This is a genomic window from Rhizobium sp. NFACC06-2 (genome assembly GCF_900101425.1).
In the GTDB taxonomy this organism is placed as follows: Bacteria; Pseudomonadota; Alphaproteobacteria; order Rhizobiales; family Rhizobiaceae; genus Agrobacterium; species Agrobacterium leguminum.
The window spans coordinates 277,182-289,905 of the sequence record NZ_FMVA01000005.1 but is presented as its reverse complement, the minus strand read 5'-3'; the positions used below and the strand labels follow the sequence as shown (position 1 = coordinate 289,905).

Below are 12,724 nucleotides of genomic sequence, written 5' to 3'. Positions count from 1 at the left end.
GATGAAGTGTGCGTTGCCTGATTGCCGCGGCGCCGAAAGCGGAGGCGGCCGTTCCATACCTGGCGCAGTATTTTCCGAGGGTTGACCGTCAACAGCGTGGGCGGAGCGCCGTTCGCCTAATCGTTCAGGCTCTTTAGAACTTGTTGATAGAACGCGCCTTGTGCATTCTCAGCAGTGGACCTTACGACCCATTCCCAATCCAAATTCAGTTTTCCTGCCGGGACCAGTTGCTGCGCGATTTCAGTCGGTGTGGTTTCATCGCTGGTTCCGTTCTCCCAGTCGTGAAAGGCTGATGAGTATCGAACGACCGCTCCGCTGATCGGCAAATCGAGCAACCCTCCCTCGGCAAAAAAATTCACCCCGTCGCCCATTTCTTCCCCGATGAGTTTGAGCCTACGTCCCAAACGATGTTTGAGGATGGCTACAAACACTATCGCTGCGGAAAACGTGAATTTGTCGACAAGCATTGGTTTTTTATCGATCAATGGCATCGTTTGAAGGAAGTCGCCACCGGTGTTTCCGCGAACGTCAATCAAGAGTTTTTGGTTTGAGCAGGTGCTTACATGCTCCGCTGCATCAAAGATGGCTTTCGGCAACGCAGTTTCGCCTGGATCGAAGAAACTTGGCAATGATATTGAAAGCCCAAGCCCCTGCCAGGCCTTGATCTCCACAAATCTCTCGGGCTTCCAGGCCGGATCAGCCTTGCCATGCTCGTTTCTCGGGTAGAGCATCGATGCAGGAACCGTATGCCCGTTCTCTACTTTCAAATCGGTTATCTGCCCATTCTCGTCTTTCAAGCGATATTCGGTCGTATTCTCTTTTGAAGAAAAACCGAGGTGGGCCAATGCATACGGCCATGCGAGAAGAATCGGTCCGATGACCCGTTTCCTCTGGCGCGTTCCCGCCAGAAATTTCTCTGCGGCGGCTTCAATTTGGCCCAAAGTTGCGCCGTTGACTGCTATCAGCTTTCCTCTTGGCGCAGTTGTTTCCAGTGCCGTGTCAGTTAACTGCACCGTCGTCCCGACACTCACAAACCTCAGCGGGAGCACCGCGATGGAATCGTTCGGGATCAGCCGTGTGTGTCCGTTGTCGGGAAGTGCGAGCAGGCGCATCGCGGAGAACAGAAAGGCCTCTTCGGAGCCCTCCAAAGCGTATCGTCGAGTGTCACAAATGCAGCTGTCTATCGTCGCCTGCTCGATCCGCCGAAAGCTGGGATCGGTTGGCAGGACAATTTCCAGAATTTTCTCGAGGTCTTGCGTCAGGGACATGATTTACGGTGCGCATAGTTGCTCGTTGATGTCCAGATCGGGTCGATAGCGGACATTCTGGTTGGAACTCCATTACTTGTCATCAATCCCGCTTCAGCGGCCGAAAGCTCATCCGGTGCAGCGGGCAGGGCCCGTGGCTTTCGATGGCGCGCAGGTGGGCTGGAGTGCCGTAACCAGCATGGCCTTCAAAGCCGTAGGATGTGTGCACCACACCCGCGCGTTCCATCATCCGGTCGCGGGTCACCTTGGCGATGATCGAGGCGGCGGCGATGGAGAGGGAGCGGGAATCGCCCTTGATGACGGCTTTGGCCTCGCAGGCGATGCCGGGCGGGCGGTCGCGGCCGTCGGCCAAAACGAGGGCAGGGGCGATTTCGAGACCGAGCACGGCGCGGCGCATGGCGTCGAGGCTGGCGCGCAGGATATTCATATTGTCGATCAGGCCTGGGCCGGAAGAGGCGACGGATACGATCGAGGTTTCCATGATCTGTACGAACAAGCTTTCCCGCTTCTGCTTCGTCAGCTTCTTGGAATCGTCCATCCCCTTGGGAATATTGTCCGGATCGAGAATGACGGCTGCCGCAACCACCGGTCCGGCCAGAGGTCCCCGTCCTGCCTCATCCGTGCCGGCCACGGGCCAGAGGCCCTTCTTTTTCGCTTCCAGTTCGAAGGAAAAATCCGGACCGGTATCGGCAATATCAAAAAGAGCAGGAGAATCGGGTGTGGCCGTGCGTTTCATGCGGCGAAACTGGCACACACACCCGATCTCCTGCAAGCCCCCGGAAGCGGGCGATGACAGGCACGGTGAGCCGGGGTCAAGGGGCGTGGCTCACCGTGCCCCGAAGGTCATCATGACCTTTGATCCTCCAACGGGGCGGCGGAGGAAAAACGATCGCACGCGAGGCGGCGGCTCCGGGGGCGATGTCCGGCGGGCCAGGGAAAACCCGCCGGGCATTTCGTGAGGAGCGTGGCGGTCTAAAAAAGAGGCCGCCGCTCCCTGTCATATTCTGCCTGATATCGCCGCGCGCTCTGTATGGTGCTTTGATCAGGCGGAGTTGTTTTCAGCATCGGTCTTTCAAAGCAGCGACAATTGCACGCCTGCACCGCCCGGCGGTACGAAGAGATCGTCGCGCAGGTGGATGCCACGGCGGATGAGGCCGAGCCTTTTTGTCGCCATCTCGAAACGCCTGCCGATCTGCCAGGCATAGGGGCCGGCGCCCTTCATGCGTTTTCCGAATTCCGCGTCGTAATCCTTGCCGTCGCGCATGGAGCGCACCAGCGACATGACATGACGGTAGCGGTCCGGATAGTTGCGCAGCAGCCAGTCGCGGAACAGCGGGCTCACCTCCAGCGGCAGGCGCAAAAGCACATAAGATGCTTCGGTGGCGCCGGCGGCCTTGCCGGCCTCGAGAATACGCTCGATCTCATGATCGTTGAGCGCCGGAATGACAGGCGCCATCATAACGGCTACGGGAATGCCGGCCTCGGTCAGCGCCTTGACGGCTTCCAGCCGCTTCTCCGGCGTGGCGGCGCGCGGTTCCATGTTGCGTGCGAGCTTCCGGTCCAGCGTGGTGACGGAAATACCGACCTTGGCGAGCCCCTTTTTGGCCATGGGCGCGAGAATATCGATATCCCGCTTGATCAGCGCCGATTTGGTGACGATGGCGACGGGATGATCGGCCTTGGCGAGCACTTCCAGTATCTGCCGCATGATGCGCCATTCGCGCTCGATCGGCTGATAGGGATCGGTATTGGTGCCGATGGCGATCACCCGCGGCTTGTAGCCCGGCTTTGCCAGTTCCCGTTCCAGCAGCTTTGCCGCATCCGGCTTGGCGAAGAGCTTGGCCTCGAAATCCAGCCCGGCCGAAAGCCCCATATAGCTGTGCGTAGGGCGCGCAAAGCAATAGATGCAGCCATGTTCGCAGCCGCGATAGGGATTGATGGAGCGGTCGAAGGGGATGTCGGGCGATTCATTGCGGGTGATGATGCTGCGCGGCTTTTCCACCTGCACCTCGGTGCGGAATTCCGGCATGTCCTCGAGAGTCTGCCAGCCATCGTCGAAAACCTCGTGCTGCAGGGTCTCGAAGCGTCCATCCGGGTTCAGCCCGGCGCCACGGCCGCGACGACGGTCGATCTCGATGCGCAGGCCGGATGCATCGGCCAGCGCATTGGCAATATCCGGCATATGGCTCGGCTGGAAGGCAGCCTGCCCCGAAAGCGTATGGTTTCTCATCTGGATGCTCCCAGGACGCCGCACGCCTCTCAAGGCCCGCTCAACGCCCTAAACCGTTTCCGTTCCGACAGGCTTTCAACTGCCTTCCGAATGATTAAATTCCTACATCAGGAATGAGAACAATACAAGAACAAAATTGCAAATTTGGCCGTTCTTCAGAGATGGATGAGTGACCGCGACAGGCACGGCCACGTCGGAGACCGTGCGGTCGGTCGGCATGGGAGCCGCGGATTTTTACCGCGATGAGCACAGTGGCAATTTATTGTGCGATGCGTTAGAGCTATGCAGATGTTGACAGTCATAATGGAATGCCGGGATCACGAGCCGGAACTGGCGCACACATTGTCTGCGCTTGTAACCGGGGCAGTGGAAGGGCTTGTAAGCGATGTTGTGATTCTCGATCACGGTTCGCGCGATGGATCGTCGCGTGTCGCCGATGCCGCCGGCTGCCGTTTTTATGGGCAGTGGGACATCGAAGACGTGGTGAAGTCCGCACGCGGCGGCTGGCTGCTTCTGATCGAGCCGGGCGCGCGTCCGCAGGCGGGCTGGATCGACGAGATTCTCGAATATGTGGCGATCTGCGCGCAGCCGGCGCGTTTCTCGCCCTCGCGCTATCACCGGCGCAATGTCTTCAGCCGTATGCTGCGGCGTATTCCGCCATTGGAACACGGGTATCTTCTGCCAAAGAAGCAAGCGGTGTCGATTGCGAAATCGGGCATGAGCCTGACGCAATTTGTCGGCGCGCAGAAGCCGCGCCGGCTGAATGCGGAAATGGTGCCCGCCTGGGCGCTGCGGGCCTCGGCCTAACCTCGGGGGCCGCTTTACCCGGCCAGAACCTTGCCGGGGTTCATGATGCCGGCGGGGTCGAAAGCGTGCTTGATGCGCCGCATCAGTTCCATTTCGATGCCGGGGCGGATTGCGGCCAGTTCATCGCGCTTCAATTGCCCGATGCCGTGTTCGGCCGAGATGGACCCGCCAAGCGACAGCACGATGCCATGCACGATCTCGTTCATGTCCCGCCAGCGGGCGATGAATTCGGCCTTGTCGGCACCCACCGGCTGGGAGATATTGTAGTGAATATTGCCGTCGCCCAGATGTCCGAAGGCGCAGACGCGGGCGCCGGGTATGGCGGCAAGAACCGCCTTTTCCGCCGTCGCCATGAATTCGGGTATTTTCGACACCGGAACGGAAACATCGTGCTTGATCGAGCCGCCTTCGGGTTTCTGCGCCTCCGACATGCTTTCGCGCATGTGCCAGAGCGCCTGCCGCTGCGCTTCGGACGCGGCGATCACCGCATCCTGAACCAGCCCGGCCTCAAAACCGCGCTCCAGCAGCGATTGCATCATGCTATCCGCCGTTTCGGCCGAGTCGGAGGTGGAAATATCGATGAGCGCGTACCAATCATGCGGCTGTTCCAGCGGATCGCGCACGCCGGGAATATGACGGGCGGTGAATTCGACGCCGATTCGCGGCATGAGTTCGAAACCGGTCAGCGCCGTGCCGCAGAGATTGGAGGCCATTTCGAACAGTTTCAGCGCGTCTTCGGTGGAGGTGAGCCCCGCAAAGGCCACCTGATGGCCGAGTGGCTTCGGGAAGAGCTTCAGCACCGCGCCGGTGATGATGCCAAGCGTGCCTTCGGAGCCGATGAAGAGATCGCGCAGATCGTAACCCGTATTGTCCTTTTTCAGCCGGCGCAGCCCGTTCCAGATTTCGCCGGTCGGCAGCACCACTTCCAGCCCAAGGCAAAGCTGGCGCATATTGCCATAGGCGAGCACCGCCGTGCCGCCGGCATTGGTGGCGAGATTGCCGCCGATGCGGCAGGACCCTTGAGAGCCGAGCGACAGCGGGAACATCCGCTCCACGGAATCAGCAGCCTTGTGGATGTCATCGAGAATGCAGCCGGCATCGGCGACGATGATGTTGGCTACGGGATCGATATCGCGAACGCGGTTCATGCGCTCCAGCGACAGGATGATGTCCGTTCCTTCAGCGCGCGGCGTCTGGCCGCCGACGAGGCCGGTATTGCCGGTCTGCGGCACGATGGCGGTACCGGTCTCGCTGGCGAGCTTCAGGATCGCGGCAACCTCTTCAACCGAACCGGGCTTGATGAGCAGCGGCGAGGCGCCGCGATAAAGCCCGCGATTTTCCACGAGGCGCGGCGCCATTTCCGCCGGGTCGCGGACCGCGTTCTTTTCGCTGACAATGGCGGCAAAGCGGTCGAGGATGTCGGAGGAGGGGATGGCGGTGGTCGTCATGGGCGGCGTCTCGCTGTCTTTTGAAACATGGGCGAAAGGATTGGGTGCCGTCAGCCTCGCGGCGCGGCGGCGCGGGAAAGGCGGTCGTTGATCGCCTCTCCAAGACCATGGGTGGGAATGGCGGTGATGGCGATCATGTCTGCGCCGCTTGCATCGGCGGCTTTCAGATAATCGAACAGATTGGCGGCGGCCTCGGAAAGATCGCCGGAAGGGCTGAGATCGAGCACGGTGCGCGCCGTCTCTTCGCCGGCAATGGTGATGCCGCCGAAGCGGATCAGCGCTTCGCCCGGCAGAACCGATGTGGCGTGAAGGCGCACGGCAGCACCCGGCGCGTAATGCGAGGCCAGCATTCCCGGCGCTTCAATGGCGGCGGCGGCTTTTTTCGGCCGTTCAAGCCGTTTGCCGGCAATGCGCTCTATGTCCGCGGTGACGATGCCGCCGGGACGAAGCAGCCGCACCCGGCCATCCTCTTCCACCTTGACGATGGTGGATTCGACGCCGACAGCGGCGGCCCCGCCATCGAGAATGAGATTGATCTTCTGGCCGAGATCCGCCTCCACATGGGAGGCACTTGTCGGGCTGATCTTGCCAGAACTATTGGCGCTGGGGGCGGCGAGCGGCCTGTCGAAGCGGCGGATCAGATCGCCGGCAAAACCCTGCGGCACACGAATGCCGACCGTATCGAGGCCGGCTGTCGCCAGCGAATGAATGTCGCCTGCCGGTTTCAGCGGCAGCACCAGCGTCAGCGGGCCGGGCCAGAAGGCCTCGGCGAGCTTCAGCGATATGGGGTCGAAGACGGCATAACGTTCGGCCATGGCGATATCGGCCATGTGGCAGATCAGGGGGTTGAACTGCGGCCGGCCTTTCGTCTCGTAAATGCGGGTAATCGCCGCCGGATTGGTGGCGTCGGCGGCAAGGCCGTAGACGGTTTCCGTCGGCAGGGCGATGGGCTGGCCGGCGGCAAGCTCCGCCACGGATGCCTGCAGGGCCGTTTCCCGCTCTTTCTCTATATCGATATGACGCGCCATGATGCTGCCTTTCAGGGCGGTCAATAGCGTATTTAAGAGGCCTATGGAAAGTTTTATATCGCCTTGATGATCCTGCGCATCTCCTCGGACCGCGCGCCGAGCATGAGCACGTTTTTCAGCGCCACCCGCGGATCGTGGGTCTGGAACAGCAGGCCGCCGCGATGCACGGAGGTATCGACGGCGAGTTCCTGATCGGGAAGCGCGTTGATGGCGACGGCGAAATACATCCGCGAATATCGCGCATCGATATTTTCGAAGAAGTTTTCGGCCCCGCTCAACTCGGCGAAGAAATTCGCGAAATAGAAGGACCAGAGCACATGACGCTCGGCATCGAAGCTGGTTTTCGCCGCCGTGACGTGACAATAGCCGAGATGCGGCCGGTCATTGAGCAGATGGTGAAAAACCATCTTCGGAAAACGGATGGACTGGTGAAAGCCGTTCAGACGGCTGTGGGTGGCATCGGCGGCAGCTTCCAGCTTTCGCCCGGTCAGCGCAGCCACTTCGTCATGGCTGTAATAGACGCGTTCTTTCGGCAGCCATCGCTCTTCATAACGGCTGATACGCCCTGTCCGCAGGAAATCGGAATGCGCGGTCTTCGAGCGTATCGGTGTGACCGAATGCCTGCTCGCATCGAAATAGCGTATGCGTGTCGCCTTCTCCACCGGGAACACCCTCGTTGCTGTCGATCCGGCAAGATAATTTAGGGCGCGTTAATACTCCGTTGCGCCGCATCCCCCGTTTTCTAACGGGTGGGGAGCAGGACGCGCGCCATCATGCGTCATATTGCGACGTCATTTCCGTCATTGAATAGCTGTCGGATTTCCCAGCGGAATGGGCTGAGAGGGCGAATTGAGCATGTCGCAATTTGTCGCCAATGCGGAAGGTAATGTCGCTGTTTGTGCTGCCGCAAATGAGCGCCGGTGTTTAGATGAGCACATGCTTCCGCAACCCCGCAAATGGTGTCGGGCAGGGCGGTTTGATCGAGGATTTGGCCATGGAATTGCGTGATACCGTATTGCGCCAGCTGAAAAACCGCCGCGAAGGCTTCAGCCTGGAACAGCCCTTCTACACGGACCCGGATTATTTCAAGCTGGATATGGAAACGATCTGGTATCGCGACTGGCTGTTTGTCGGCCATGATTGCGAAGTGCAGAAGTCCGGCAGCTATTTCACCGTGCAGGTCGGCGCCTATTCCGTGGTCATCGTTCGCGGCCGTGACGGGCAGATCCGCGCCTTCCACAATTCCTGCCGCCATCGCGGCTCGCGCGTCTGCACCACACAGAAGGGCCAGTCTGCCCGCCTCGTCTGTCCCTATCACCAGTGGACCTACGATCTCGACGGCAAGCTGCTGTTTGCACGTCACATGGGCGAAGAGTTCGACAAGGGCGATTTCGGCCTGAAGCCGGTCGCCTGCGAAACCGTCGCCGGTTACGTCTTCATCTGCCTTGCCGATCAGCCGGCCGATTTCGAGCCCATGCGCAAGGAAGTCGAGAGCTACATGGCGCCGCACCGCATCTGGGAGGCGAAGGTCGCGCATGAGAGCACGATCATCGAAAAGGGCAACTGGAAGCTCGTCTGGGAAAATAACCGCGAGTGCTACCATTGCGCCGCCAACCATCCGGAACTCTGCCGCACCTATCCCGAAAACCCGAGCGTGACGGGAACGGATGGCGGTGCTAGCGATCCCGAGATTGGCGGCCACTGGGCGCGCTGCGAGGCCGCCGGCCTGCCGAGCCGTTTCAAGATCGACCCCAAGGGCCAGTTCCGCGTCGCCCGCATGCCGCTGATCGGCGAGGCGGAAAGCTACACCATGTCCGGCAAGCGCGCCGTGCGCCGGCCGCTGTCTGACGATGTCAGCATCAGCCATATCGGCGCGCTGCTCCTGTTCCATTACCCGACGACCTGGAACCACTTCCTCGGCGACCACACCATTTCCTTCCGGGTGCTGCCGCTCAGCGCCACGGAAACCATGGTCACCACCAAATGGCTGGTGCACAAGGATGCCGTCGAAGGCGTGGACTACGATCTTGAGGACCTCACCCATGTCTGGAACGAGACCAACGATCAGGACCGCCGCATCGTCGAGGAAAATGCCTTCGGCATTCGTTCCCCCGCCTATGAGCCGGGCCCCTATTCCATGGAGGACGAGGGCGGCGTGATGCAGTTCGTCAACTGGTACTCCGATTTCATGGTCGACCGGCTCTCCGGCGATAAGGCCCGGCTTTCGGCTGTAGCGTGATGCGAAGATGAATATGGTTGTGACCTATAAGCATATTGACGAGATGAAGCCATGGAGCGACAAGCTCCAGCTTTTGGAGTGCATCTCGGTGACACCCGAGACGCCTGATGTGATGACGTTCCTGTTCCGCTCGGAGGATCAGAACTGGTTCCGTTATCTGCCGGGTCAGTTCGTCACGCTGGAATTGCCGGTGGGCAAGGAGCCCCTTTACCGCACCTACACATTGTCCTCCAGCCCGTCGCGACCCTATGCGCTGTCGGTGACGGTCAAGGCGCAGGCCAATAGCATCGGCACACGCTGGATGTTCGACAATCTGAAGCCCGGCATGAAAATCCGGGCGCTCGGGCCGCTCGGCGACTTTTCCTACGTCAAGCATCCCGGCGACAAATATCTGTTCATCTCGGCAGGCTCCGGCGTTACGCCGATGATGTCGATGGTGCGCGACATGAGCGACCGCGCCCCGCAGAGCGATATTGCCTTCATCAATTGTTCGCGCACACCCGGCGATATCGTCTTCCGTCACGAGCTGGAATATCTCGCCCGCTTCATGCCGAACCTGTCTCTCGGCTTCATTGTCGAGAAATGCGGCCGCACCGATCTGTGGTCCGGCCTGAAGGGCATGGTCGACAAGGCCAAGATCGCGCTGCTCGCGCATGATTTCATGGAGCGCACGGTCTTCTGCTGCGGGCCGGAGCCGTTCATGGCCGCCGTCCGCTCGATGCTCGATGCCTCCGGCTTCGACATGAGCCGCTATCATCAGGAGAGCTTCGCGCCGGCCGCGCCGGTCACCGTTGGTGAAACAGTTCTCACCGGTGCGGATGGCGAAGCGCTGTCGATGGTGGGTTTCACCCTTTCCGGCAAAGAAATGCCCTGCCAGCCCGGCCAGACGGTTCTGATGACGGCGCGCGCCGCCGGGGTCCGTATCGGGGCGGCCTGCGAATCGGGGATTTGCGGCACCTGCCGGGTGCTGAAGCTTTCCGGTGAGGTGGAGATGAACCACAATGGCGGCATTCTCGATGAGGAAATCGAGGAGGGCTATATTCTCGCCTGCTGCTCACGCCCGTTGACCGACGTAAAGGTGGAAGCCTGATACCAGCAGGCGTTTCATTTCATACGTCTTTCACCGTATGGGTGTCTTGGAACCAAATTTCTCTAAACTCGTTTGCACGTCATCGAATTCTTTTCGGGCATGAAACGGGGCTGTCCCATATCTCCGACAAGAGCGAGTGGGTAAAAAGGCGCGGTCCAACGCGCTGAAGCAAACGGAGGAAGATCATGATGAATTTCCGGACAACGAGTGTCGCCACGGCGATGATCGTGTTCCTCACCAGCTTTACGCCGTCGCAGGCGTTTCAGGTCCCTGTTCCGATGCCCAAGCCGGCGGTTTCGACCGACAATGTCGTGCCGGTGCAGTACCGTGAATGGGACCGCAGATACGACCGCAGGTACGGCGATCGTATGTATCGTCCGCGCCCGCCGCGTGACGGCTGGTATAATGGTCATCGTGGTTATCGCGATCGCCGTCCAGGTTACCGTTATCACAACGGTTACTGGTTCCCGCTCGCTGCCTTCGCGGCAGGCGCGATCATCGGCGGCGCCATGCAGCAGCCGCGCCCGGCCTATGGCGGGAGCCATGTTTCATGGTGCCAGAACCGCTGGCGGTCCTACCGCGCTTACGACAACACCTATCAGCCGAACAGCGGTCCGCGCCGCATATGCGTATCGCCTTACAGCCGCTGACAGGACTTTCGAAAGCCCGGTTTTTTATCCGGGCTTTTGTTTTGCCGCTGCAGGACCGGGTAAACGAAGCGTGATGGGATCGTTAATGCTGGGTTCAGGCGAAAACGCCTAGCCTGCAACCTGTAATGTTCCAGCCAGACCGAAAAGCTGGCCGAATGAGAAGAAAAAAGTGTTATTATTCACGGAGAACGGCCTGTTGACCGTCGTGAATGGAGGAAGTCAGATGAGAAGCTATGTGAAGAATATCCTGGCTGTCGGTCTTTCTGCGATTGTGGTTGCAGGAGCGATTGTTCCGGCGGAAGCAGCAATGCCTTTGCCGATCGCGCCGAAGAGCATTGAGACCGCGGGTAACGATGCCAGCAAGAACATCGTGAACGTGCAATATTGGCGTGATCGCGACGGCTGGGGCGATCGCCGCGGCTGGTATCGCGGCCACCGTGGTTATCGCGATTACCGTCCGGGCTATCGTCACCATGACGGTTACTGGTTCCCGCTCGCAGCCTTTGCGACGGGCGCGATCATCGGCGGCGCACTCTCGCAGCCGCGTGAAGTCTACCGCCCGGTACCGGAATATCGTCCGCGCCCGGTCTATCGCGAATATCGACCGGTCCGCCGCGGCGGGCTGAGCCAGGCGCATGTGAACTGGTGCTATGGCCGCTATCGTTCCTACGATGCCTATAGCAACACGTTCCAGCCTTACCATGGTCCGCGCCAGCCCTGCTATTCGCCTTACAGCTGATAGAATACAGGGTGAAATTGAAAGAGCCGTCCGGTCATTGCCGGGCGGCTCTTTGCGTTACAGGATTCGCGCGCGTTTCAGCACGAACCAGGCGAGAGCAACCGAGATCGCGATGAAGATGCTGGCCGACAGCGTGCCGCCCGTGCCGACGGTAAACGGCAGCTCATCCGTATTCATGCCGAAGAAACCGGTCACCAGCGAGGGCGGCAGCAGGAATGCCGTCATCAGCGACAAGATATAAAGGTGCCGGTTGGTTTCGGACGAGAGTTTGGAATCGATTTCTTCATGCAGCAGCCTTGCGCGCTCCTGCAGGGCGTAGACATCGTGGTCGACAGCCTCCAGACGGCCCATCAGGCGTGAGGCGACATCCTCGAAACCGTCAGGCATCTCGTCATCATCGGCGGCCGAGGCCCGCCGCATCAGGGTGAGCACTGTGCGCAGATGCCGGTGCAGGCGAACCACCGTGCGGCGCAGCGGGGCAAGGCGCCGCCGCTCGTCGCGGGTCTCGCTGTCATAGACCATGTCTTCGATGGCGTTCAGTTCTTCCGTTGTCTCCATCACCAGATTGATGAGCGAACGCTGGAATTCCGCCACCAGCCCCTCGAACACATGCGATGGCGTGAGGTAACGGTTGGAATTCTTGTCGACCGCCGCTTTCAGCCGGTCCACCGAATGCAGTGGCTGCAGGCGGGTCGTGATGATGAAACGGTCGCTCACCGCAAAATGCAGCCAGCCGAAATCGCGCGTTTCCTTGTCGAATTCCCGCTGGAAATCGACAAGCGTGCCGTAAAGCGATTTTTCATCGACCACGATGGACGGATGCGTCTCATGGGTCGTAAGGCTTGCCCGCGCCGCCGGATCGAGACCGTCGATGGTCTCGAGAAAACCCGCCACACGCTGATCGGCGAGGTTGAGATGCAGCCAGAAGAACCCTTCGCACTCGGCCATTTCGTGAAAGCCGGCATCGGGCGCGAGCCGCCGGCAGGGGGCTGTGCCGGGATGAAACTGATAGGCCCAGACAAGGCCGGGAATAACGGGCGTTACGAGATCCATCGTGGCAGTCCTGACCGGCTGGATGGGAGGAGGGAGGCGTCCGTCGTTCCGGGGTGGGAGCGGCGTGCGGCGAGGCGCCTTTCAGCGCATGCTGAGCAAATTCATATGACAGTTTTATAACAATCCCGCCGAAATGACGGGAATTTTCAAATTGACGTTTACGTAAAAATCA

General features: G+C 60.1%; 12 protein-coding genes. 5 read left to right on the top strand and 7 right to left on the bottom strand.

Translation table 11 applies throughout. The features are described 5' to 3' along the window. Nucleotides 1-116 precede the first annotated feature (116 nt). From F3H58_RS12100 to F3H58_RS12090, 3 genes are all read right to left on the bottom strand, one after another. Nucleotides 117-1,268 (bottom strand): peptidase S41, encoded by a 1,152-nt coding sequence (locus tag F3H58_RS12100; protein WP_149742338.1) that lies wholly within the window; start codon nucleotides 1,266-1,268, stop codon nucleotides 117-119. 82 nt (nucleotides 1,269-1,350) lie between these two features. Beyond that, nucleotides 1,351-2,004: a ribonuclease HII gene (gene rnhB / locus F3H58_RS12095; RefSeq protein ID WP_142844256.1), complete on the bottom strand. Its 654-nt coding sequence runs from the start codon at nucleotides 2,002-2,004 to the stop codon at nucleotides 1,351-1,353. A gap of 336 nt (nucleotides 2,005-2,340) precedes the next feature. After that, nucleotides 2,341-3,498: a PA0069 family radical SAM protein gene (locus tag F3H58_RS12090; RefSeq protein ID WP_020810756.1), complete on the bottom strand. Its 1,158-nt coding sequence runs from the start codon at nucleotides 3,496-3,498 to the stop codon at nucleotides 2,341-2,343. Nucleotides 3,499-3,786: 288 nt separating this feature from the next. Between F3H58_RS12090 and F3H58_RS12085 the strand changes: the two genes are divergently transcribed. Next, nucleotides 3,787-4,305: a glycosyltransferase family protein gene (locus tag F3H58_RS12085; protein WP_149742337.1), complete on the top strand. Its 519-nt coding sequence runs from the start codon at nucleotides 3,787-3,789 to the stop codon at nucleotides 4,303-4,305. Between the two features lie 14 nt (nucleotides 4,306-4,319). Here the strand turns inward: F3H58_RS12085 and F3H58_RS12080 are convergent, their stop codons facing one another. Genes F3H58_RS12080 through F3H58_RS12070 form a run of 3 tightly spaced genes read right to left on the bottom strand, consistent with a single transcriptional unit; the run spans nucleotide 4,320 to nucleotide 7,443 of the window. Next, nucleotides 4,320-5,753, bottom strand: coding sequence for an FAD-binding oxidoreductase (locus F3H58_RS12080; protein ID WP_149742336.1), 1,434 nt, complete (start codon nucleotides 5,751-5,753; stop codon nucleotides 4,320-4,322). 50 nt (nucleotides 5,754-5,803) lie between these two features. Beyond that, a complete protein-coding gene (locus F3H58_RS12075) occupies nucleotides 5,804-6,781 on the bottom strand; it encodes an L-threonylcarbamoyladenylate synthase (RefSeq protein ID WP_149742335.1) in 978 nt (325 codons plus the stop codon). A gap of 53 nt (nucleotides 6,782-6,834) precedes the next feature. Beyond that, entirely contained in the window at nucleotides 6,835-7,443 is a 609-nt protein-coding gene (locus F3H58_RS12070) for a DUF6656 family protein (RefSeq protein ID WP_065654341.1), read from the bottom strand. 332 nt (nucleotides 7,444-7,775) lie between these two features. On the opposite strand from F3H58_RS12070, the gene F3H58_RS12065 reads away from it, so the two are divergent. The 4 genes from F3H58_RS12065 to F3H58_RS12050 all read left to right on the top strand — a co-directional run bounded on the left by F3H58_RS12065 (nucleotide 7,776) and on the right by F3H58_RS12050 (nucleotide 11,499). Next, nucleotides 7,776-9,020, top strand: coding sequence for an aromatic ring-hydroxylating oxygenase subunit alpha (locus F3H58_RS12065; protein ID WP_078051484.1), 1,245 nt, complete (start codon nucleotides 7,776-7,778; stop codon nucleotides 9,018-9,020). 7 nt (nucleotides 9,021-9,027) lie between these two features. Beyond that, a complete protein-coding gene (locus F3H58_RS12060) occupies nucleotides 9,028-10,110 on the top strand; it encodes an FAD-binding oxidoreductase (protein WP_035237666.1) in 1,083 nt (360 codons plus the stop codon). A gap of 185 nt (nucleotides 10,111-10,295) precedes the next feature. Beyond that, nucleotides 10,296-10,760: a BA14K family protein gene (locus F3H58_RS12055; protein ID WP_149742334.1), complete on the top strand. Its 465-nt coding sequence runs from the start codon at nucleotides 10,296-10,298 to the stop codon at nucleotides 10,758-10,760. Nucleotides 10,761-10,983: 223 nt separating this feature from the next. Continuing rightward, nucleotides 10,984-11,499, top strand: coding sequence for a BA14K family protein (locus tag F3H58_RS12050; protein WP_149742333.1), 516 nt, complete (start codon nucleotides 10,984-10,986; stop codon nucleotides 11,497-11,499). Nucleotides 11,500-11,556: 57 nt separating this feature from the next. On the opposite strand, the gene F3H58_RS12045 is transcribed toward F3H58_RS12050, so the two are convergent. Continuing rightward, nucleotides 11,557-12,552, bottom strand: a complete 996-nt coding sequence (locus tag F3H58_RS12045) for a transporter (protein ID WP_149742332.1) — start codon at nucleotides 12,550-12,552, stop codon at nucleotides 11,557-11,559. Nucleotides 12,553-12,724 lie beyond the last annotated feature (172 nt).